The sequence below is a fragment of the Streptomyces zaomyceticus genome, assembly GCF_014656215.1.
In the GTDB taxonomy this organism is placed as follows: domain Bacteria; phylum Actinomycetota; class Actinomycetes; order Streptomycetales; family Streptomycetaceae; genus Streptomyces; species Streptomyces zaomyceticus.
Genome location: NZ_BNBZ01000022.1, coordinates 33,033 through 53,903, shown reverse-complemented (window position 1 = coordinate 53,903; position 20,871 = coordinate 33,033). Strand labels below are relative to the sequence as shown.

Here is a 20,871-nt window from a genome sequence, read left to right as displayed (position 1 = left end):
GTCGGTTCAGGATGCTGCTCACCCGGGCGTCATGCCCGACAGCCACGACCATGATCGGCGGGACAGGTCCTGAGTACCGCCGGCTGGACGCCCGCGCTCCTGAACCCAACCCTGCCCAAAGCCGCCCCCGCACCCGTAAACCGGATCCCGTGAACCGGATCCCGTGCTCCGGAACCCACTCGTCCGGACGCACGGGCGTTCTAGCGTGCCTGTCATGACCTCGCTCAGGTGTTGGCGGGCGCTGCTTCCCGCCCTCGCGGCCGCGCTGCTGTTCGTCCCCCAGACGGCCGTGGCGCAGGACCCAACAGAACCCACAGACCCCGTAGCCTCCGCGGCCCGGCCCCGGGCGGCGACCCCGGACCGTCCCTCGTACGACGTGACGCTCCGCGCGGACGACGACGGCTCGCGGTGGACCGGACGCCAGACGGTGTCCTTCCGCAACGCCGATCGCGCTCCGCTGCGTTCGGTGGACCTACGGCTCTGGGGCAACGGCACCGACGGCTGCGGAGCCGCGGACAAGCCGTCCCCGATCCGGGTCGGCAAGGTGGCCGGCGGCACCGCGCGGCCGCTCACCGTCGACTGCACCGCGCTCCGGATCGACCTGCCCGAGCCGCTGCGGTACGGGGCCCGTACGAGCATCTCGTTCGACGTCTCGATCACCGTCCCCGACCGTGTCCACCGTTTCGGCAAGGACGGTGCGCACCGCTACCTCGGCAACGCGCTGCCCCTGCTGTCCGTACGCGACGCGCAGGGAGAGCACCTCGATCCGGACGTCGGCTTCGGCGAGAGCTTCCACACCCTCACCGGTGACTTCAGAGTCGTCCTCGACCATCCCCGCGCCCTGCGCGTCCCCGCGACGGGCACCACCACCCGGCGCGCGGGAGCGCCCGGCCGCACGGTCAGCACCAGTGTCGCGCGCGGGGTGCGGGACTTCGCGTGGGCGGCGGGACCCTTCCGGTCGAAGACGGTGACCACGCCCGGCGGGGTCCGGCTGAACGCGTACTGGACCGCCGCCACGTCCCCCGAGGGGGTCGCCGTCGACCTGAAGGACGCCGTCGGCTCGGTCGACGAGTTCGGGAAGCGGTTCGGGCGGTACCCGTACGGCGAGCTGGACCTCGTCATGAGCGACAACCTCGACGACTTCGGCAGCATGGAGTTCCCGGGCCTGGTCCTGCTGTGGACCGAACCGGAGGGATCCGCCGTCGTCCACGAGATCGCCCACCAGTGGTTCTACGGGATCGTCGGCAACGACCAGTTCGCCTCGCCCTGGCTCGACGAGTCCTTCGCCCAGTACGCGACGGAGCTGTACTACCGGGAGGACACCAGCACCTGCTGGGACGACCACGGTGAGTGGCCCAGCGACACGGCCGCCGTCACCCGGTCCATGGCCTACTTCGCCGAGGGCCACCGCTCGGAGTACGGCCAGGTCGTCTACAGGCGCGGTTCCTGCGCCCTGCACGACCTGGAGCGTGTCCTGGGCGGCCCGGCGATGGCGGGCATGTTGCGCGGCTACGTGCGGGACCACTGGCTGGGCGTCGCCACCACCGCGGAGTTCAAGCGCGCGGCACAGGCGGCGGCGCCCCACGACCTCGGCCCGTTCTGGACGGAGCACAGGATCCACTAGCCGCACCCCGGCGACTCAGCCGACGGTGTCCAGGAGCCGGGCGGTGTGCATCCGGCCCGCGTACTCGACCAGGCGGATGAGCACCTCCTTGCCGGAATCGCGGTCACGTGCGTCGCACAGCACCACGGGGGTGCCCCGGTCCAGGTCCAGCGCGCGGGAGACGTCGGCCGCGCCGTACGTGCGCGCGCCCGTGAAGCAGTTCACGGCGACCACGAAGGGGATCTTCCGGTGCTCGAAGTAGTCCACCGCCGGGAAGCAGTCCTCGAGCCGCCGCGTGTCGGCGAGGACGACGGCCCCCAGGGCGCCCTGGGACAGTTCGTCCCACAGGAACCAGAACCGGTCCTGGCCGGGGGTCCCGAAGAGGTAGAGGGAGAGACCGGACCGGATCGTGATGCGGCCGAAGTCCATGGCGACGGTCGTGGTCGTCTTCTGGTCGACTCCCCCCGTGTCGTCGACGAGCTCCCCGGCACGGCTGAGCTGTTCCTCCGTGCGGAGCGGCCGGATCTCGCTGACCGCGCCGACGAGGGTGGTCTTGCCCACACCGAACCCACCGGCGACAAGGATCTTCAGGGCGAGGGCGGTGGTGTCCGCGCCGTCCTCCGCGCCGGTGCTCTCAGAGCGCTCGTAGGCCATCGATTACTTCCCTCAGGATTCTTTCGTCGGGGAGCTGTGCGGGCGGTACGGGCCGGCTGACGCGCACGAAGCCCGATTCGAGGAGGTCGCCGAGGAGGACCCGGACGACGCCGACGGGCAGGTCGGCGTCGGCGGAGAGTTCGGCCACCGACTGGGTCTCGGCCCGGCACAGGGCGAGCAGGGACCGGTGCTCGGGGCCGAGGAGGGACTCCTCGGCCGGTCCGGGCGGGTCGTCGTCCACGACGACGAGGGCGATGAGGTCGAACCGTACGTTGCTGGGCCCCGGCTTGGTCCGTCCACCGGTCATCGCGTACGGGCGTACGAGCGGTCCGGCATCGGCGTCGTACCACTGACTGCCCGGTACGGACGGACCGCCGCCGGCGCTGTCCTCGTTCATGGGTGTCTCCGGCTCAGCCGACGGCCGGCGGGGTCACCGTGAGCCGCGGCGGGGTGTGCAGGTGCTCGCCGACGCGCTTCACGAGGCGGGCCATCTCGTACGCGATGAGGCCGATGTCGGCGCTCACGGAGCTGAGGACGGCGAGGCAGGAACCGTCACCGGCGGCGGCGACGAAGAGGAAGCCGTCGTCCATCTCGACCATGGTCTGGCGGACGCCGCCGGTGTGGAACTGGCGCCCCGCACCCTTGGCCAGGCTGTTGAACCCGGAGGCGATCGCGGCCAGGTGTTCGGCGTCCTCGCGGCTGAGTCCGTTGGAGGCCCCGACGGCGAGTCCGTCGTTGGAGAGCACCACGGTGTGGCGGACCTCCCGGACCCGCATGGCGAGGTCGTCGAGGAGCCAGTCGAGCTCGCCGGATCGGTGGTGAGAGATCCTCTCGTGGTCGATCATGCGTGGTCTCCTTCGGAAGGGGGGTCGTCGAGGGGATTCGTGCCGTGGCCGAGGTCGTGGCCGGTGGCCGCACCATGAGTGCCGGTCCTGGTACCAGGACCGGTTCCTGTTCCAGTGCCGGTTCCTGTTCCGGTGCCGGTTCCGAGGGGGCGCCTGCTGCCCGGCGCCGCGCCGCCGCCCCGCTGCCAGCCGTCCCGGTAGGCCGACATCCGGTCCCGTACCACCTCGGGGGTGCGGGCGTCCGCGCCCGGTGTGGTCGGTACGAACACCGGTGCCGGCGCGGGTGCCTCACGCAGCTGCGGAACGAGGCTCGCCTGCCGTACGCGCCGGGGCAGTTCCCCCTCGGGGTCGCCGTGCCCGGCGGGACCGGTGGGCGTTCCGGGCCGCTGTTCCCGGGTCGGCGCGGGTACGGAGGGACCGCGGCGGCGCAGTTCGGTCACCCCGGCCGGCGGGGGTCCCGACTCCGGGGGCGGCGTGAGCGCGGGCACGACCGTCGGGCGCGTCAGGGACTGGGGGCGCGAGGCCGGCGGGACCGGTGGCCTGGGGCCGCCGCCCGCTTCCGCGGGCGGAAATCCGGGCCCGGTGCCGGCCGGTGGCTTCGGGGAGCTCCCACGGGGTGCCGGGACGGGCCCCGCGGGGGCGCCTCCCGTGATCGCGGGGCCCGCAGGGGTGCCGCCCGTCACGGTGGGGCCTGCGGAGGCGGGCGGAGTGGCCCCCGCCGGGGGGCGGGCCATCTGCGGGCGGCCGAAGCGGCGGGCTTCGGCGCGGTGCGCCTCCTCGCGTTCGCGGGCAGCGCGCGCGTCGTCCGTACGCCGGTCGGAGCCGAGCCGTTGGGGACCGAAGTGGTCGCCCGTGGTGTGACCGTCGTGGCTCCGCCGCTCATTCGTACCCAGGTGGCCCGCGCCCGGGGCGGGGGTACGGGGATCGCTCGCACGCGGGGGTCCGGCGTGCGGCGTGTCGGGTCCGTGGCCGCTCGCCGAGCGGGCGCGGCCCGGTGGCAGCGCGCCCTGGAGGAGCTCGGTCGGAAGCAGGACGACGGCCGTGGTGCCGCCGTAGGGGGAGGTCCGCAGCTGGACCTTGATGTCGTGGCGGGAGGAGAGTCTGCTGACCACGAAGAGGCCGAGCCGGTCGCTGTCGAAGAGGTCGAGGGCCTCCGACTGGGCGATGCGGGCGTTGGCGTCGGCGAGGGTCTCCCGGCCCATGCCGAGCCCCCGGTCCTCGATCTCCAGGGCGTATCCGTTCCCGACGGGTTCGCCGCTGACGCGCACCTTGGTGTGGGGCGGGGAGAACTGGGCTGCGTTCTCGATGAGTTCGGCCAGGAGGTGGGTGAGGTCGGCGACGGCGCCGCCGACGACGGCGGTCTCGGGGAGCCGTCGTACCTCCACGCGCGCGTAGTCCTCGATTTCGGAGACGGCGGCGCGGACGACGTTGGTGAGGGGGACGGGCATCCGCCAGGCGCGGCCGGGGGCGGCGCCCGAGAGGATGATCAGGCTCTCGGCGTGGCGGCGCATCCGGGTGGTGAGGTGGTCGAGCCGGAAGAGGTCGCCGAGTTCGTTGGGGTCGTCGGCGCGCCGCTCCATGCTGTCCAGGAGGTTGAGCTGGCGGTGGACGAGGACCTGGCTGCGGCGGGCGAGGTTGACGAAGACGCCGGAGATGCCGCTGGCGAGTTCGGCACGTTCGACGGCGGCGGAGAGAGCCGCGCGATGGACGGTGGTGAGGGCTTCGCCGACCTGACCGATCTCGTCCTGGGAGACGGGGCCGGGCGGGGCCTCGGCCTGGACGTCGATCTCCTCCCCGGCGCGGAGCCTGCGCATGGCGGCGGGAAGTTTCCCCCGGGCGATACCGAGGGCGGTGTTGCGGAGGCTGACGAGCTCGACGACGAGCCCGCGGCCGATCCGTACCGAGATGAGGAGGGAGGCGGCGACGGCCGCGAGGCCGAGGACCACCGCCGCGCCGCCCGCCGTGAGGACTCCGCCGGCGAAGGGGTCGGCCCGGTCGGCCGCGGCGGTGCGCGCGTCGGTCTCGATCGCGGTGAGTCCGTTGCGTACGGCGGCGAGGGTGTCGTCCCAGTCCGCGGAGGTGACCACCTGGGCGGCGGGGCGGCCGCTGCTCGCGGCGGTGATCCGGTCCTCGGCCCGGATGAGCCGGCTGTGGTCTCCGGCGGCGGTGAGGCGGGTCCACGCGGCGCGTTCGGCGGTGGGCAGGTCGACCGTGGCGGAGGCGGTGAGGGTGCGCCGGGTCTCGACGGCGCCGGTGAAGACGCGGAGCCGGTCCGCGGTGAAGCGGCCGGTGAGGTGGGCGGAGGTGAGGAGGGCGTCCTCACGGGACAGCATCTCCCCGGCCCTGCCGAATTCCAGGAGTACGCGCGCGTCGGACCCCTGCCGGGTGTCCTGGATCCCGGTGAGGGCGCCGCCGACGGCGAAGGCGGCGGAGACCACCGCGGTGTACTCCTCGTAGACCTGGTCCCAGTCGGCCCGTCCGTCGGTGGCCGCGGTGCGGAGCTCGGCCAGGCCCTCGACCTTGCCGACGAACGCGCTCACGCGCTCGCCGACGTCCCCCGGCAGGTCTCCGGTGTCGCCGACGGTGTGCGTGGCGTTCAGGCGGAGGCGGTCGACGGCCTCGTCCGTGCGCCGTATCCGGTCCCTCAGCTCGGCCGACCGGCCGGCGCCGGGGGCGGCCACCTGGCGTACGGCAGCGCGCCGTTCGGCCTGGAGGGCGGCGAGGGCGGCCGTCACGGGCTCACGGATCTCGGCGTCGACGCGCTGGAGCTGGCGGAGCCGGGCGACGTCCTGGGCGGTGGTGACGGTGGCGAATCCCCAGAGCGCGAGCAGCGAGACGACGGGGACCATCAGAAGCGAGACGATCTTTGCGCGGACGGTACGGGGGCGCAGGCCGTGACGGGAGGGGCCGGCGGGGAGGCGGGCGTCGGGGATCGAGGCGGCACGCACGGAGGACCCAGCGGCCGGGGCGGTCGCTGCGCCTCCCGCCGCGTGGCTGGTGGCGGCGTGGCTGGTGGCCGCGTGTCCTGCGGTCGTGGGCGCCTCGGGGGTGGGCTCCCCCTGCTCGTCGGCGGGCGGCCCGGCGTGTGCGCGCCGCCCGCGCGCGGCCGCCGACGGCGGCGGTGTCGCCTCGGCGTCCTTGGTCTTGCGGGGAGTTCGCATGGCCTCCTCGTTCCGGCTGCGGCTGTCTCTGGTGCGGTGGGTCCTGCGCGACGGGTGGTGGGGCAAGAGGGTGGTGAAGCGAGACCGATGGTGAAGCGAGAGGGGTGGTGAGGCGGGCGGAGTGCGGGTCAGTTCGCGGGCGTACGAGCGGTCTGAGCGGCGCGGAAGCCGGGCGGTGCGACGTCCACCGCCCGGTCGTCGGGCTCGGTGAGGCGACCCGCCGAGGCGTACGCGGCCCGCTCCTTCGCCGTCGGGGAGAGGGCCACGAACGCGGAGGTGATGAAGAGGTAGGAGCCGAGGCCGACCGCGAGCGGGAAGATGAACTGCATGACGGTGGCGCCGGGGAGGCTCGCGCCGGAGGGGACCACGTCCACGCGCACCGCGAACATGCCCGTGTAGTGCATGCTGCTGACGGCCGCGCCCATCACGAGCGAGGCCACGGCCACGGCCGCGGGTGAGTGGATGTTGAGGGCCGCCCAGAGGGCCGCGGTGGCGGCGACGACGGCGATGAGCACCGAGACACCGACCAGCAGGGGGTCGAACCGGACGTCGCCGTGGAGCCGGAGGGCGGCCATGCCCAGGTAGTGCATGCTCGCCACACCGACTCCCGTGGTGAGCCCGCCGACCAGGAGCGAGCGGACGCGGTCACGTCCGTAGCCGACGGCGAAGACACCGACGCCGACGACGGCCATGGCGACGACGAGGCTGAGGATGGTGAGCGGAACGTCGAAACGGATGTCGGTGCCGGTCACGCCGAAGCCGAGCATCGCCACGAAGTGCATCGTCCAGATGCCGGTGCCGATCGCGGAGGCCGCCGTGAGGAGCCAGTTGCGGCGCGAGCGGCCGGTCGCGTCGAGCGCCCGTACGGTGCAGCGGAGCCCGAGGGCCGCGCCGACGCAGGCCATCGCGTACGACAGTGCAGGTGTCAGCCAGCCGAAGGTGGCGTGGTCCAGGTGTCCCATGGCTCAGGGACGCTAGTGCGCATCGGGGGGCGCATCAGGGGCGCATTTCGAAAGCTGATGGAATATGACAGAGAGATGATCCCGAACGATCGCGCCGGACTCGAACGTGTACTCAGAACGTTCACCCCTCCGGGTACGGGATCATGGGTGCATGAGCGATGACCCCACACACGTCCGAGAGTTCTTCGGCGTTCGAGCCGCCGGGTGGGACAGCCGGTTCCCCGACGACGGTCCCGCGTACGCGGCCGCGGTGAACGAACTCGGTCTGCGCCCGGGCGACGCGGTGCTCGACGCGGGCTGCGGGACCGGGCGGGCCCTCCCGCCGCTCCGCGGCGCCGTCGGACCCACCGGCACCGTACTCGGCGCCGATCTCACGCCCGAGATGCTCGAACGGGCCACCGCCGCCGGTCGCGGCGGAGTCGACGGCACCGCCGCGCTGCTGCTCACCGACGTCGGGCGTCTGCCGGTGCGCGACGGCGCGCTCGACGCCGTCTTCGGCGCGGGGCTCGTCTCGCACCTCGCGGACCCCGCCGCCGGCCTGCGTGAACTCGCCCGTGTCGTCCGTCCCGGGGGCAGGCTCGCGCTCTTCCACCCGATCGGCCGCGCCGCGCTCGCGGCCCGCCACGGTCGGCAGATCACCCCGGACGACCTCCGTGCCGAGCCCCGGCTGCGCCCGGTGCTCGCCGAGGCCGGCTGGCGGCTCGTCAGCTATGTCGACGAGGAGACGCGCTACCTGGCCGTCGCCGTACGGGAGGGATGAGTCCCGCGCGGTCCCGAAACGCCGACGAGCGTGCCGGTACGGGATCCGGCCGCGCGCCCCGGCGACGCGGCGCCGGACCGTCCGCTCGTCGACACCGAAGCGGACACCGAAGCGGACGCCGAGGCCGACGTCGAAGCCGACATCGGCTTCCGTGCCGAAGGGAAGACGGAAGGGCAGACCGCCGCCCAGCCTGCGGCATCTGGCTGAGCCGCCGACTCAGGACCGAGCGGTCTCTCGACCTCTACCTCAGGGTGACACTCGAGCTCGACTTCAGCCTCGCCGTCATCGCGTCGCCCCCTCACCCCTCACTTCCTCACCCCGCCACCTCGTCATCACAGATGCCAACGCGCTCTTCTTTCCCGGCACTTCACTGCTTACCGTGGACATGCCGGGCAGTCCTGCCCGGGAAAAGGCGGTGGGACGTGGCACGGGTACCGGAAAGACTGCGCAGGCTTCTTCCCTCGGCCCGACGGGCGTCCGAGACCGCCGCACCGGCGCCACCGCGGCCCCGGCAGGGGCACAATCTCTTCGAGGCCGCGGCGGAGTACGTGGCCGCCTGCGCCGAGGGCGACCCGGCGCGGGCCGAGGAGGCGGCGAGCCGGGTCTCCCCGGGCATGCTGTCGTTCGGGGTCAACGAGCTGGCCTGCCGGGCCGTCCTCACTCTCGCCCGGGAACGGAACGAGTCGCCGAGCGCGGTGGCCCGCTCGCTGCTCGGACTCCGGGAGGAGCGCCGGACCCCGAGTCCCGCCGACGAGGCGACCGGCGAGTAGCGCCGCGGACGGGCGGCGCGAGGCCGCGGGTGCCTGCTCATTGGGCCAAGGCGGCGCGCACCGCGTGAGGTGCGGCATTCATGGGAGCGAGCTGGCAGATGACGATGACCTGACGCTTCGGGTCGTACATGGACCTGGTCGGAGGGACCGTCAGGAGAGGCGAGTCGGGCTGCACCTTCGCCACAAGAAAGTAGCCCTTCATGAAGAATTTCAGAACCTCCACGGAGGAGAAATCACTTCGATTCAGAACAGTCTGACTCCGGCTTCCCGTCAGGACGACCTGAGAGCGTGAAATGGAAAGAGATCCTCGCCATTTTCCACGCCAGATGACCAGCGCGCCGATCAGGACCCCGACGGCGTAGAGCGCGATGCCGACCAGTACGGGTACGGGATCCTCATCGAACACGCTCGGCTTGTTCGCCGGGCCGAAGATCTTATCGGAACGCTTGATGAACAGCATCACCCCGACGAAGAACCCGACGAATCCGCAGCCCAGAATCCACGCGATGGCGGATCCCGAATCCCCGGTGCGGCCTCCGTCGAAGACCACGAATTCTCCGGGCTGGACACCTGTCGGCGATGCCGCCCCACCTGCGGGCGGCGCGGCAGGCGTGCCTGCCGGAGACATGTCCCGGTAGACCTGGACGGCGATCGGCGTTGCGGCTATGACACATACACCGATGAGCGCGTACCAGACGATCGGCGACGGGTCGATTTTCGCCGTCACCACATTGCCGGCCAAAGCGAAGAGCGGCGCGCACAGTGCGACCAACCCTCCCGTGACCCGTCTGTCCATGGATTCCCCCCGAGAAAAGGTAGGCCGTTCCCCCTGCCGGGCCAACGCTACCCGCGGGAGCTCTCCTCGACTCCCCCGCTCAAAGGCTCTGTTGCGGACTCGTCACACACGACAGGGAACTGTTCGCACCCAGCGCGAACAGCATCAATTCGCACACCCATCTCTCATTCGAACACTCGCAGGAATGCAACCGGAATTCTGTTCGCTGCTTGTCATGGCGGCCGGTATCGCGGCCGCCTTCGGCGCCCGGTCCTGGGCGGCGCCCGCATCCAGGGACGGGGCGACCCCTGCGGCGATGCAGGTCACGGCGCCCACCTCTGGACAGGTCTCCCTACTCACTGGTTAAGGTGCGCCGACAACCAGATGGGGAGGCACGCGTGGCTGGGACGGACCCGATCGCCGAGGCCGAGGCCGTCGGCGACGCCGACGCCCTGTTCGTACTGACCGCGGCACTGCTGACACCCGCGCGTTTCCCGAGCGTGCTCGGCGACGACTACCCGGCGGCCTGCGCGACGCTGGGGCTGCAGCCGTACGCGGAGGGGTACGGGCTCGTGTTCGGCCAGGACGGTCTCGGGGCACGCTGGACGGTCGTCGTCGACGACGTCTCGCTTGTCGCGGTGGCCATCTCCTCCTGGGACTGCGGCATGGCCTATGACCTCTCCCCCGACGAAAGCACGGTGGTGGCGGGCTTGCCGGGCTGGCCGCTGGCGGTGCGAAGCCGCGCCCCGGGCGTACCGGCCCCGCACGATCCCGCGCCGGAGGAGGGTGACCCCGCCCCGCTCGTCCCGCCCTCCGGCAAGGAGTGGGGACCTGCCCAGCGACGCCTCGGCGCCGACGAGGTGGCCCTGCAGTGGGCGGCCTGGCGCGCCCGGGTGAGCGACGACGACCCGGCCCCGGCGGGACCGGCCGCCCCCGTTACCGGGGCCGCGGCCGCCGGGGCCGCACCCAGTGGCAGCGGTCCGTCCTCCGGGGTCAGGAGGGCCCTGGACGAGCTGCGCGGCTATCTGGAAGACCCACCGCCGGTGGGCCGGGTGCGGTCCGCCCCGGGTGCGGACGCCGGTACGCGGATGCTCCGCGCGGACGGCCCCGGCTGGTCCTTCGTGGCCAGGGCCGACGACATGGCGTTCATCCTTCTCGACGAGCTGCCGCGCGAGGTACTGCCCGTGACACGGGGGCCCCGGCTTCCCGCGCTCCTCGAATCCCTCGACGCGATGGCCGTGCGCCCGTCCTGACGGGTGGCGCGGTGCACGTGGGGTCGCCCTGACGGCGGGCCCCCGGATCGTAGGTCCGCGGTGACGGCCGCCGTGACAGACGGGCCGCCTGTCACGGCGGGCCGAGGCGGACTCAGGACCCCGGGCCCTGCCCCTGCCCCTGCCCCTGCCCCTGCCGAGCCGCGCGTACGGCTCCTCCCCCGTCGAACCGTTCGCCCACCCCGAGGAGCACGCGAGCCGTCAGGTCAGGGCGTGGCCGTACAGGGCGGCGAGCTCGTCGAGCTCCGGGTCTCCGAACATCGTGCGGAGCGCCCCGAACGCCACGACCTTGTCCTGGCCGAACCGGCTCACGGACCGGGCATAGGTGTCCGGTGAGAGGAACCTCGGCGGGGTGCTCTTGCTGTGGAACTTGTCCGCGTACATCACCAGCCGTTCCTCCCGTGTGATCGCCACGTAGTCGGCGGGAGGCAGCGGCAGACCCTGGCGGACCACGTCCTCCTTGGTCAGTCCGACCCCGGTGTGGCACGAGGAGAACCGGCACACCACCTCCGGCAGTCCCTCGGCCGTGAGGATCTCGTGCCCCAGCAGCCCATGGCGAATGTAGTTCCGGCCGTCCAGCCGCCCTTCGGAGTCGAAGAGGCGGTACACCCCGATGTCGTGCAGCAGACAGCCCGCACGCACGAGGTCCACGTCGACGTCCGAGCCGACCCGTGAGATCAGCCGCTCGGCCACCTTCCACACGATCTCGCAGTGGGTGAAGACGAGCTCGAAGGCCTCTTCATTCGGTGCGTGCCTCAGGTGCATCGCGCGTATCTCGTCCGCCGACGGAATGTCCACTCCCGCAGCGTAATGAGTGCGTCGGAGGCCTCCGACCACGGCTTGGGTGGCCCCGCCTCGATCCCGCGCCCCCCATAGGCCGACGGAACGAGATGTGGTCCCAGGACATGGCCCGGCGGGTGGGACGCGCCGCACGATGTGGCGCCCCACCCTTTCCGTCGTCCCACCGGAGGTCCACCATGCGCCTGTTCCCAGGCGTCTCCCTGCTCGCCGCGCTTCTGACGGGGGTCACCGTCCTCGCCCCCGCGAGCCCCGCCGGGGCGGAGGAGCCCGCCACCGCGCACTGCGCGCGGCAGGACCGGCTCCGGGTCCCCGGCGCCGAGCACCAGCAGTCCGCCTGTCTCACCGATCTGACGACCGCCGGGCTGGCCGGCACGCCCTACACCGACACGGCGGACCAGGCCGGGCTCGCCGCCCTGGGGACCCGTAACCCCTCGGGCGTGCCGGGCGTCCAGATCGACGGCTACTTCCCCGACGACTCCCGGCTGAACGCCACCCACGGCTGGGCTCACGACGCGCAGTTCGTCATCCGGCTCCCCGACCGCTGGAACGGCGGGCTGGTCGTCACCGGCGCGCCCGGTACCCGGCGGCAGTACTCCACGGACGCGCTCGTCTCCGACCAGGTCCTCGCCCGGGGCTTCGCCTACGCGGCCACCGACAAGGGCAACACGGGGCCGGACTTCTTCACCGACGGACGGGGTCCGGGCGACGCGGTCGCCGAGTGGAACCGACGGGTGACCGAGCTGACACTGGCCGCCAAGAAGGCCGTGCGGCAGCGTTACGGCCGGTCCCCGGATTCCACGTACATGACGGGCATCTCCAACGGCGGCTATCTGACGCGCTGGCAGCTGGAGAACCGGCCGGAGCTGTACGACGGCGGGGTCGACTGGGAGGGCGTGCTGTGGACCACTCGCGGCCCCAACCTCCTGACGAGCCTGCCCGTGACCGTGGCCAGATCACTCGGGCGGGCCTCCGACGAGGACTTGATCGGGGCGGGCTTCGCGCCCGGTTCGCGCTTCCTGTGGCCGTACCACGAGAAGGCCTACTGGGGGCTGACGCAGAAGATCTTCCGGGCCGAGTTCGACCCCTCGTACGATCCGGCCTGCCCCGGCACCACCGCCGGCGGGACCGTGGAGCAGATCTTCGCCCCCTGCGCCTCGGACGCCTCCTACGACTACGCCTCCCGGCCGGCGTCCGTCCACCGCGCGGTCGCGAAGATCGCGCTCACCGGGCGGATCGGCAAGCCGCTCATCACGCTCCACGGCGACCTGGACACCCTGCTGCCCATCGCCACGGACTCGGACGTGTACGAGCGGATGATCGACGCGCGGGGGCGGGGTGCGCTGCACCGCTACTACACGGTGCAGGACGGGACGCACACCGACGGGCTGTACGACACGTATCCCGACCGGTTGCGTCCGATCCTGCCGTGCTACCGCTCCGCGTTCGACGCGCTGACGCGCTGGGTCGAGGACGGTACGAGGCCGCCGGCGGACCGTACGATCGCGCGGCCCTCGAGCGGTGACGTGGTCAACTCCTGCGCGCTCGTGGAATAGGCCGGGGCTCCGACAGGCTCCTGCCCCGGGCCGCACCGTCCCGGCCGGCCCCACCCGGCCTCCGGGCCGCTTCGTCCCGGCCGGCCCCACCCGGCCTCCGGGCCGCTTCGTCCCGACCGGCCCCGCGCTGCCCTGCCCCGCCCCGCCCCGCCCCGAAGGGCACCGCTGTCTCGGTCAGACCCTTTCCAGCGGGCGGTGCGGGCCCTCGGGGAGCTCGGCGCGGATCGGGTCGCCGGGCCGCACCTCCCCGCCGCTCAGGACGATCCCCATGATCCCCGCCTTGCGTACGATCTCGCCGTTCTCGTCACGGCCGAGGACCTGCTTGAGCAGTCCGTGCCGGAAGGCGTCGATCTGGGCGCACGGGTTGCGCAGCCCGGTGACCTCGACGACGGCCTCGGCGCCGAGGTGCAGACGGGTGCCGGTGGGCAGACCGAGGAGGTCGATCCCCCGGGTGGTGACGTTCTCGCCGAGGTCGCCCGGGGCGACGTCGAAGCCGGCGCCCGCGACGTCGTCGAAGAGCTCGGCGTGGATGAGGTGGACCTGGCGCAGGTTGGGCTGGGTCGGGTCCTGGGCGACACGGGAGCGGTGCTTCACCGTTACGCCCGCGTGGACGTCGCCCTCCACGCCGAGCCCGGCGAGGAGCGTGATGCCCTCCCGGTTGGGCTTGGTGAACGTGTACGTGCCGTTGCTGCTGACCGTGGTGACCGTGCCGTCGCTCATGGCGAGGACCTCCCCTTCTCCGCTCTCCGGCGGGCGGGGCGCCGCCCGCCGGCGGTTCGGCGGACGACCGCCGAACCGATGATCACACCGTGCGTGACCGCCCCGACCCTACTCCGCCCACTCGGAACGCAGCGGCGCGCCCACCTCGTGGAGATGACCGAGGGCCTGGCGGTACGAGTCCACGAAGCCGGTCTCGGTGTACGGGACGCCGAGCGCGGCGCAGTGGGCCCGGACGGCCGGCTGGGCGAGGCGCAGATGGGGGCGCGGCATGCTCGGGAAGAGGTGGTGCTCGACCTGGTAGTTGAGGCCGCCGAGGAACCAGTCGGTCAGCGCGCCGCCCCGGATGTTGCGGGAGGTGAGCACCTGGCGCCGCAGGTGGCCCCAGTTGTCACCGTCCACGTGTTCGTCGGGCCGTTCCATGCCCTTGTGGTTGGGGGCGAAGGCCATGCCCAGGTGCACGCCGAACAGCATCTGGTGGGCGAGGGCGAAGACGAGGGCCTGGACCGGGGTGAGGAGGGTGAACAGCAGGGCCGCGTAGCCGGCGAAGTGGGTGAGGAGCAGCGCGCCTTCGACGAGCCGCTCGCGCCGGGTGCGGCAGGGGCCGTCCTTCGCCAGCAGGGACCGGACCCCGTACACCTTGAGCGCGATGCCTTCCAGGGTCGTCAGCGGGAAGAACAGCCAGGCCTGGTGGCGGGTGAGGAATCCGCGCAGCCCCTTGCGGCCGGTGGTCTGGTGCTCCGCGAAGACGAGGATGTCGGCGGCGACGTCCGGGTCCTTGTCGAGGTGGTTGGGGTGGGCGTGGTGGCGGTTGTGCTTGTCGTTCCACCACTCCCGGCTCATGCCGAGCAGGAGGTTGGCGTGGACGAGCTGGACGATCCGGCTGATCTTCCGGTTCGCGGTGATCTGGGCATGACCGGCGTCGTGGGCGACGAAGGCGACCCGGGCCGAGAGCAGCGCGAGGGGCAGGGCCAGCGGGAGGGCCCACCAGGAGGGACCGATCAGGGCGATCCCGGCCACCACGGCGGCGATGCCGAGGATGTTGACCGCGATGCCTCTGGCGTACCAGCCGGGGCGGTGTTCCAGGAGGCCCTGTTCCCTGACGGTCCGCAGGAGCGGGGTGAACTCGCTGCCGCCCCTGGCGCGGCCGGGCGCCGGGGCGGGGGCGGCGGCCGGGGGCAGGATGGTGGCCTGGGACATGGCGGGCTCCGGTTTCTGTCGGTCGGGAGGCGGCGGCGACTCGTGCGGATTCCGTGCTCGTACGGCCTGTGGGCGCCTACCGAGAACGTACGGATTCCCGGCTCTCCGGAGCCATGACGTCACCACCCGCCCTCGGGCGGGGGTGCGCCGGGGGCCGGGGGTAGGGAGATCCCCACCACTGCGGCCCTGTGGTGTGGATCACGCGAGGCGAGTGCGACGTCACCGTTTCGCGTCAGGTACCCTCGGCCGCTCGGACTTCAGGTAGTCAAATTTGAGGAATGCGTTGTCGCTGTCGCACGGACCCGATGATTCCGCCCGCGAACCCGCTCGGGAACTCTCCCACGCACTCACCCGCCTCTCCGCCGTCTTCCTTCCCGCGGATCCACCCCGCGCGGGCCGGATCGCCTTCTGGTCACCGGAAGGTGACGACCTGTCGGACACGCTCGGCACCGCACACGACCCGGACGCGCCGGACGCGACGCCGGGCGCGCCGGGTGCCGCCCCGGACACCACCCCGGGCCTTCCTTCCCCTCGCGTCGACATCACGGTCGTGGACGCCGGGAGTCTCCGGCCGGTGACCGTTCCCGCGCTCACCCTCTCCGTACGGGACTCCCTGCCGCTGCTCGCCCGCGCCCGCTTCTCCGACACCGCGTCACCCGCGAGCGCCTTCTGGGGTGCCGCCTCGCTCCTCGCCCTCGACCTCGTCTCACGCGGCCTGCTCCTGCCGGGTCTCAGCCCCGGCGACGTCGATGCCTGGCGGGCCGCCCCTCTCGGCCCCGCCGAGCTGGCCGAACTGCGGGCGCTCGCCGCGTCGATGCCGCCCACCGCCCACGCCGTACCGTTGTCGTCGGACGAGCCGCCGCTCCTGCCCGAACCGGAGGCGCTGCTCCGCGCCTTCGCCGACGCCGTCGCGGACACCCTGCCCCGTACCCCGGCGGCTCCCCTCGCCGCCGACGGGCCGGCCTTCGCCGCCGACGCGCCGCGGACGATTCCCGAGCACCGGGCGTGGGCCGCCGACGTGGCCGCGGTGCACGACGCCGGTGTACGTCTCTCGCTCCGCCTCGAACTTCCCGGCTTCACCGCCGAGTCGGAGGAGGCACCCGCCTTCCGTGCGGTGCTGCAGCTGCACGGCGTCGCCGACCCGACCCTGGTCGCGGACGCCGCGGAGGTGTGGGCGGGCTCCGGCCGAACCGGAGCCGCGTTCGGTCCCCGGGCCCGGATGGACGTCCTCCTCGCCCTCCGGCGCGCCGCTCGTGCCTGGCCTCCGCTGGCCCCGCTCCTCACGGCGGCCGTCCCCGACACGGTCGAACTCGCCGACGAGGAGGTCGCGGAGCTGCTCGGCGCGGCGGGACAGGCCCTGGGCGCGACCGGTGTCCAGATCCACTGGCCGCGCGAGCTCGCCGACCGGATGACCGCGAGCGCGGTGATCGGGCCGGTGGGCGGAGGGGCGGACGAACAGCGGGGAACCACCGGGGAATTCGAGAATCCCGAGGGACTCGGAGCGGCCTCTCGCATGGGAGGGGCCGGGGACTTCGCGGGGGCCGACGGTTCCCAGGAGGCCGAGGAGAACCGCTCCTCCGGGCTCCCCTCCTTCCTCTCCGCCGACGCCCTGCTCGGCTTCAACTGGCGTTTCGCCGTCGGCGACCACGAGCTGACCCGCGCCGAGCTCGACCGGCTCGCCGAGGCCGGGCGGCCCCTCGTGCGCCTGCGCGACCGTTGGGTGCTCGTCGACCCGGCCGAGGTACGCAGGGCCCGTTCCCACCGGGACCACAAGGTGACTCCGGTGGACGCCCTTTCGGCCGTCCTCACCGGCACCGCGGAGATCGGCGGCCACACCGTCGAGGTGGCGGCGAGCGGCTGGCTGGAGCGGCTGCGCGAGCGGCTCGCCGATCCCGAGGGGGGCCGGCCGGAGGTCTCCCAGCCCCCGGCGCTCACCGCCACCCTGCGCGACTACCAGCTGCGCGGTCTCGACTGGCTGCATCGGATGACCTCCCTCGGCCTCGGTGGCTGCCTCGCCGACGACATGGGGCTCGGCAAGACGATCACGGTCATCGCCCTGCATCTCCACCGCCAGGCCGACCCGGCCTCGGCGGGGCCCACCCTCGTCGTCTGTCCGACCTCGCTCATGGGCAACTGGCAGCGGGAGATCGAGAAGTTCGCACCCGGTACGCCGGTGCGCCGCTTCCACGGCGCCACTCGTGACCTGGAGGACCTCGCCGACGGCGGCTTCGTCCTCACCACGTACGGCACCATGCGCCTCGACGCGCCACGACTCGCCGCGCGGACCTGGGGACTCGTCGTCGCGGACGAGGCCCAGCACGTCAAGAACCCGTACTCGGCGACGGCCAGGCAGCTGCGAACCATCGGGGCACGCGCGCGCGTGGCGCTGTCCGGTACTCCGGTGGAGAACAACCTCTCCGAGCTGTGGGCGATCCTCGACTGGACCACCCCGGGGCTGCTCGGCAGCCTGGGCGCCTTCCGGACCCGGTTCGCCGCCGCCGTGGAGGGCGGCCGGGACCCGGCAGCCGCCACGCGGCTCGCCGCGCTGGTCCGGCCGTTCCTGCTGCGCCGCCGCAAGTCCGACCCGGGCATCGCACCCGAGCTGCCGCCGAAGACGGAGACCGACCGTACCGTCTCCCTGACGCCGGAACAGGCCGGTCTCTACGAGGCGGTGGTCCGGGAGACCCTGGAGGCGATCGCCGAGGCCGACGGAATGGCGCGGCGCGGTCTGGTCGTGAAGCTGCTGACCGGTCTCAAGCAGATCTGCAACCATCCGGCGCAGTACCTCAAGGAGGAACGGCCGAGGATCGAGGGGCGTTCGGGCAAGCTGGAGCTGCTCGACGAACTGCTCGACACGATCCTCGCCGAGGGCGCCTGCACCCTGGTCTTCACCCAGTACGTGGGGATGGCCAGGCTCCTGGAGGCCCACCTCGCGGCACGGGGCGTGCGGACCCAGTTCCTGCACGGCGGGACGCCGGTCGCCGAGCGCGAGGCGATGGTCGCCCGCTTCCAGAACGGCGAGGTACCGGTCTTCCTCCTCTCCCTGAAGGCCGCCGGTACGGGCCTCAACCTCACCCGCGCAGAACACGTCGTGCACTACGACCGCTGGTGGAACCCCGCCGTGGAGGCCCAGGCAACCGACCGCGCGTACCGGATCGGGCAGGACCGGCCGGTGCAGGTCCACCGGCTGATCGCCGAGGGAACGATCGAGGACCGGATCGCGACGATGCTCGACCGCAAGCGGGAGCTGGCGGACTCCGTCCTCGGCACGGGCGGGGACACCCCGCAGGAGCTGACCGAACTGACCGACGCCGAGCTGGCGGAGCTCGTACGACTGCGGGGGGACGAAGGATGAGCGGGTACGGACACGAGGGCGACGAGCGGACGTTCGCGGCGCTGCCGCCCACGCAGGGCGCGGCCTTCACCCGGACCTGGTGGGGCCGGGCATGGCTCAAGGCCCTGGAGGACACGGCGCTCGACGGCCAGCAGCTGAAGGCTGGACGCCGTCAGGCGCGGGCCGGCGCGGTGGGCGCCGTGTCGGTGCGGCCCGGCCGCATCACGGCGGTGGTCAAGGACCGCGACGGCACGGCGTACCGCAGCGACGTACTGGTGCGGGAGCTCTCGGAGGAGGAGTGGGAACGGCTCCTCGACCTCGCCGTGGACAGCGCGGGACACATCGCGGCGCTCCTCGATCGCGAGATGCCGCCGCATCTGGTGGAGGACGCGGCGGCGGCCGGTCTCGATCTGCTGCCGGGGATCGGCGATCTCGATCCGGAGTGCGGCTGCGAGGCCTGGGACCACTGTCCTCACACATCGGCGCTCTGTTATCAGGTGGCTCGTCTCCTCGACGAGGACCCGTTCGTGCTGCTCCTGATGCGGGGGCGCGGTGAGCGCACCCTCCTGGACCAGCTGCAGGCACGCAGCGCGTCGCGTGCCGCGCGCGGCGGGCGGGGAACGGACGACACGCGGGAGGCCGAAGGCGCCGAGGGTGTCGGCGGGATGCCCGGTGTGTCGGCCGAGGAGGCGTACGCGGCGGAGTTCCTCCTGCCGCCGTTGCCCGCCCCGCCGGTCGCCCCGGACGCGCCGGGCCGGTCCCCGTCCCTGGACACGGAGACGGAACCGGCGCCGGGGATCGACCCGGCGGCCCTCGAGTTCCTCGCCTCGGACGCGTCGGACCGCGCGCACCGGATGCTCGTGGAGGCGCTCGGCGGCGGCACCCCGGGCGGGCTCATGGCCGGTGGGGGCGGCGCGGGCTGTACAGGCGGTACAGGCGGCGGATCCTGGGCCGCGGCCGCGCCGCTGACGGTCGCTCAGGACGCCGTGCGGCTCGCGTCGGACTCCCCAGCGCCATGGCTCACGGCACGGCTCACCTCCGGTTCGGGGCGGACGCGTGCGGAGATGGACCTGGCCACGCGCGCATGGCGGTTCGGGGGCGCCGCCGCCCTCGCCGTACTGGAGGAGGAGTGGACGCCGGACACCGAGGCGCTCATGTGGGCCGGGACCCGGCTCTCGGAGGCCTGGGAGGACGACGAGCGGCCCGTGATGCGACGGGCGGGTGCGCGCTGGACCGTGGTGGGCGCGGAGGCACAGCTGCGGCTCGGCGAGGACGGGCGCTGGTGGCCGTACCTCAAGTCCGGGGCCCGCTGGTCGCCGGCCGGTCCGCCGGACCGCGATCCGGCCACCGCCCTGGCGACGGCCCTCGCCGGCGGGCCTACTGGAGCCGGTGGCTGATCCTGCCGCCGATGGCGGAGGGGGCGGCCAGGCTGCAGGCCACGGTGTCCGAACCGAGAAGGTAGCTCGTTCGGTACGGGTACTGGACGAAGGTGGTCCAGCGCGTACCGGCCGGCTGCCGTGCGGCCTTGCGGCGCAGGGGTTCACGGCACAACAGCGTGGCAGCCTCACGGATCGCCTCGTCGGTGGCCCGGAGGCCGGTGAGGCGGAGCCGGGCGACGAGTTCGGCCCTGTGCGGCGTGTCGCAGGCGCGCCGGAGGGCGGTGCCCGGCGCGTCGCGATCGATGTCGAAGCAGTCGCCGACGCGCAGCGCCTCGAAGGAGACGGACCTCGTGGAGCCACCGCCGCGCGTCGCGGAGGCGGTCGGGCGGGGCGTCGCGGTGCTCCCGGCGTGGGAAGACGTCGGAGCCCGGCTCTCCCCGGAGGGAGCGGACCGCTGTGGGCGCGCGGTGCGGGTCGGCGTGCCGTCCGTGGTCGCACCCGTCGTCGGCGTGTCGGCGGTCGAGGTGCCGGCGGCCCCGGTGTCGCGCGTGTGTGTGCCCGCGGGGCCTCCGTCGGCCGACGGGGTGGGCTCGGGCGTCCTGTCGTCGTCACTGACGGCGGGCACCGGCGCGCCGGTCTCGGCACCTCCCGGCCGCCCGTCGGTGGACACACCCTGTGGGGTTCCGCCACGGGCGGCGAGGAAGGCGGTGGCCACGAGGGCGGCCACCAGCAGCGGGACGAGCGGCACGCCGAAGCGGTTGGCGCGCCGCGCGGCGGGACCGGGCCTGGGCGCGCCCAGCCGGACGAGCCGGGGCGACCAGCCCGACTCGGAACCGGCCCGCGGGGGTACGGCGGGGCGGGCGGCCCGACTCGCATCGGTCGCGCCGTGGCCGGACGAACCGATCCGGCCGGACGAACCGACCGGAGCGGAGGCGTCACGCGGGGCGGACTCGCCGCGCACGGCGGAGCCGACGGGCGGGCCGGATCCGGTGGGCGCGGCGGACGCGCCGTGCGGGTCGGGTTCGCCCGGTCGGCGGTCCGGCGGCGGGGTGTCGGTGGACGGGTGCGGCACGGGGTCCAGGTTCG

At 73.2% G+C, this 20,871-nt stretch carries 18 protein-coding genes; 8 read left to right on the top strand and 10 right to left on the bottom strand.

Translation table 11 applies throughout. From position 1 onward, the window contains the following. The first annotated feature begins 214 nt into the window (after window positions 1–214). The gene (locus IE311_RS25505; protein WP_189834144.1) at window positions 215–1,624 is read left to right on the top strand and encodes a M1 family metallopeptidase; all 1,410 of its coding nucleotides are present in this window, start codon (window positions 215–217) and stop codon (window positions 1,622–1,624) included. A gap of 15 nt (window positions 1,625–1,639) precedes the next feature. Here the strand turns inward: IE311_RS25505 and IE311_RS25500 are convergent, their stop codons facing one another. The 5 genes from IE311_RS25500 to IE311_RS25480 form a co-directional block, all read right to left on the bottom strand. Beyond that, window positions 1,640–2,257 (bottom strand): GTP-binding protein, encoded by a 618-nt coding sequence (locus IE311_RS25500; RefSeq protein ID WP_189834143.1) that lies wholly within the window; start codon window positions 2,255–2,257, stop codon window positions 1,640–1,642. Next, window positions 2,238–2,654: a DUF742 domain-containing protein gene (locus IE311_RS25495; RefSeq protein WP_189834142.1), complete on the bottom strand. Its 417-nt coding sequence runs from the start codon at window positions 2,652–2,654 to the stop codon at window positions 2,238–2,240. The genes IE311_RS25500 and IE311_RS25495 overlap by 20 nt, the downstream gene beginning before the upstream one ends. Window positions 2,655–2,667: 13 nt before the next feature. After that, window positions 2,668–3,102 carry a roadblock/LC7 domain-containing protein gene (locus IE311_RS25490; protein ID WP_189834141.1) on the bottom strand — a complete coding sequence of 145 codons (435 nt, stop codon included), beginning with the start codon at window positions 3,100–3,102 and terminating at the stop codon, window positions 2,668–2,670. After that, window positions 3,099–6,263: a sensor histidine kinase gene (locus IE311_RS25485; protein WP_189834140.1), complete on the bottom strand. Its 3,165-nt coding sequence runs from the start codon at window positions 6,261–6,263 to the stop codon at window positions 3,099–3,101. The genes IE311_RS25490 and IE311_RS25485 overlap by 4 nt, the downstream gene beginning before the upstream one ends. Before the next feature lie 128 nt (window positions 6,264–6,391). Continuing rightward, the gene (locus IE311_RS25480) at window positions 6,392–7,225 is read right to left on the bottom strand and encodes an MHYT domain-containing protein (RefSeq protein ID WP_189834139.1); all 834 of its coding nucleotides are present in this window, start codon (window positions 7,223–7,225) and stop codon (window positions 6,392–6,394) included. Between the two features lie 151 nt (window positions 7,226–7,376). Here IE311_RS25480 and IE311_RS25475 point away from each other — a divergent pair, with 151 nt between their 5' ends. The 3 genes from IE311_RS25475 (at window position 7,377) to IE311_RS25465 (ending at window position 8,755) form a co-directional block, all read left to right on the top strand. Next, the gene (locus IE311_RS25475; protein WP_189834138.1) at window positions 7,377–7,985 is read left to right on the top strand and encodes a class I SAM-dependent methyltransferase; all 609 of its coding nucleotides are present in this window, start codon (window positions 7,377–7,379) and stop codon (window positions 7,983–7,985) included. 30 nt (window positions 7,986–8,015) lie between these two features. Further along, window positions 8,016–8,192 (top strand): hypothetical protein, encoded by a 177-nt coding sequence (locus IE311_RS25470; RefSeq protein WP_189834137.1) that lies wholly within the window; start codon window positions 8,016–8,018, stop codon window positions 8,190–8,192. A 215-nt stretch (window positions 8,193–8,407) separates the two neighbouring features. Then, on the top strand, window positions 8,408–8,755 hold the full coding sequence (locus tag IE311_RS25465; protein WP_189834136.1) for a hypothetical protein: 348 nt from the start codon (window positions 8,408–8,410) through the stop codon (window positions 8,753–8,755). Between the two features lie 37 nt (window positions 8,756–8,792). On the opposite strand, the gene IE311_RS25460 is transcribed toward IE311_RS25465, so the two are convergent. Beyond that, the gene (locus IE311_RS25460) at window positions 8,793–9,551 is read right to left on the bottom strand and encodes a hypothetical protein (protein ID WP_189834135.1); all 759 of its coding nucleotides are present in this window, start codon (window positions 9,549–9,551) and stop codon (window positions 8,793–8,795) included. Between the two features lie 377 nt (window positions 9,552–9,928). Between IE311_RS25460 and IE311_RS25455 the strand changes: the two genes are divergently transcribed. After that, the gene (locus IE311_RS25455) at window positions 9,929–10,783 is read left to right on the top strand and encodes a hypothetical protein (protein WP_189834134.1); all 855 of its coding nucleotides are present in this window, start codon (window positions 9,929–9,931) and stop codon (window positions 10,781–10,783) included. A gap of 219 nt (window positions 10,784–11,002) precedes the next feature. Here IE311_RS25455 and IE311_RS25450 read toward each other — a convergent pair whose 3' ends face one another. After that, entirely contained in the window at window positions 11,003–11,599 is a 597-nt protein-coding gene (locus tag IE311_RS25450; RefSeq protein WP_189834133.1) for an HD domain-containing protein, read from the bottom strand. Window positions 11,600–11,778: 179 nt separating this feature from the next. Between IE311_RS25450 and IE311_RS25445 the strand changes: the two genes are divergently transcribed. Further along, window positions 11,779–13,155 carry a tannase/feruloyl esterase family alpha/beta hydrolase gene (locus IE311_RS25445; RefSeq protein ID WP_189834132.1) on the top strand — a complete coding sequence of 459 codons (1,377 nt, stop codon included), beginning with the start codon at window positions 11,779–11,781 and terminating at the stop codon, window positions 13,153–13,155. A 174-nt stretch (window positions 13,156–13,329) separates the two neighbouring features. On the opposite strand, the gene IE311_RS25440 is transcribed toward IE311_RS25445, so the two are convergent. Beyond that, window positions 13,330–13,875 carry an MOSC domain-containing protein gene (locus tag IE311_RS25440; RefSeq protein ID WP_189834131.1) on the bottom strand — a complete coding sequence of 182 codons (546 nt, stop codon included), beginning with the start codon at window positions 13,873–13,875 and terminating at the stop codon, window positions 13,330–13,332. A gap of 108 nt (window positions 13,876–13,983) precedes the next feature. Then, on the bottom strand, window positions 13,984–15,072 hold the full coding sequence (locus IE311_RS25435; RefSeq protein WP_189834130.1) for a fatty acid desaturase family protein: 1,089 nt from the start codon (window positions 15,070–15,072) through the stop codon (window positions 13,984–13,986). 283 nt (window positions 15,073–15,355) lie between these two features. On the opposite strand from IE311_RS25435, the gene IE311_RS25430 reads away from it, so the two are divergent. After that, window positions 15,356–18,427, top strand: a complete 3,072-nt coding sequence (locus IE311_RS25430) for a DEAD/DEAH box helicase (RefSeq protein ID WP_373313962.1) — start codon at window positions 15,356–15,358, stop codon at window positions 18,425–18,427. Beyond that, on the top strand, window positions 18,424–19,803 hold the full coding sequence (locus IE311_RS25425) for an SWIM zinc finger family protein (protein WP_189834128.1): 1,380 nt from the start codon (window positions 18,424–18,426) through the stop codon (window positions 19,801–19,803). Before IE311_RS25430 ends, IE311_RS25425 begins: the two co-directional genes overlap by 4 nt. Here the strand turns inward: IE311_RS25425 and IE311_RS25420 are convergent. After that, complete coding sequence (locus IE311_RS25420) at window positions 19,784–20,857, bottom strand: hypothetical protein (protein ID WP_189834127.1); 1,074 nt, start codon at window positions 20,855–20,857, stop codon at window positions 19,784–19,786. The genes IE311_RS25425 and IE311_RS25420 overlap by 20 nt on opposite strands. Window positions 20,858–20,871: the final 14 nt, after the last annotated feature.

Coding starts and splice junctions, on each gene's coding strand:
- IE311_RS25505 (WP_189834144.1), top strand. CDS start 215: ATGACCTCGCTCAGGTGTTGGCGGGCGCTGCTTCCCGCCCTCGCGGCC.
- IE311_RS25435 (WP_189834130.1), bottom strand. CDS start 15,072: ATGTCCCAGGCCACCATCCTGCCCCCGGCCGCCGCCCCCGCCCCGGCG.
- IE311_RS25490 (WP_189834141.1), bottom strand. CDS start 3,102: ATGATCGACCACGAGAGGATCTCTCACCACCGATCCGGCGAGCTCGAC.
- IE311_RS25495 (WP_189834142.1), bottom strand. CDS start 2,654: ATGAACGAGGACAGCGCCGGCGGCGGTCCGTCCGTACCGGGCAGTCAG.
- IE311_RS25445 (WP_189834132.1), top strand. CDS start 11,779: ATGCGCCTGTTCCCAGGCGTCTCCCTGCTCGCCGCGCTTCTGACGGGG.
- IE311_RS25485 (WP_189834140.1), bottom strand. CDS start 6,263: ATGCGAACTCCCCGCAAGACCAAGGACGCCGAGGCGACACCGCCGCCG.
- IE311_RS25475 (WP_189834138.1), top strand. CDS start 7,377: ATGAGCGATGACCCCACACACGTCCGAGAGTTCTTCGGCGTTCGAGCC.
- IE311_RS25425 (WP_189834128.1), top strand. CDS start 18,424: ATGAGCGGGTACGGACACGAGGGCGACGAGCGGACGTTCGCGGCGCTG.
- IE311_RS25500 (WP_189834143.1), bottom strand. CDS start 2,257: ATGGCCTACGAGCGCTCTGAGAGCACCGGCGCGGAGGACGGCGCGGAC.
- IE311_RS25440 (WP_189834131.1), bottom strand. CDS start 13,875: ATGAGCGACGGCACGGTCACCACGGTCAGCAGCAACGGCACGTACACG.
- IE311_RS25460 (WP_189834135.1), bottom strand. CDS start 9,551: ATGGACAGACGGGTCACGGGAGGGTTGGTCGCACTGTGCGCGCCGCTC.
- IE311_RS25480 (WP_189834139.1), bottom strand. CDS start 7,225: ATGGGACACCTGGACCACGCCACCTTCGGCTGGCTGACACCTGCACTG.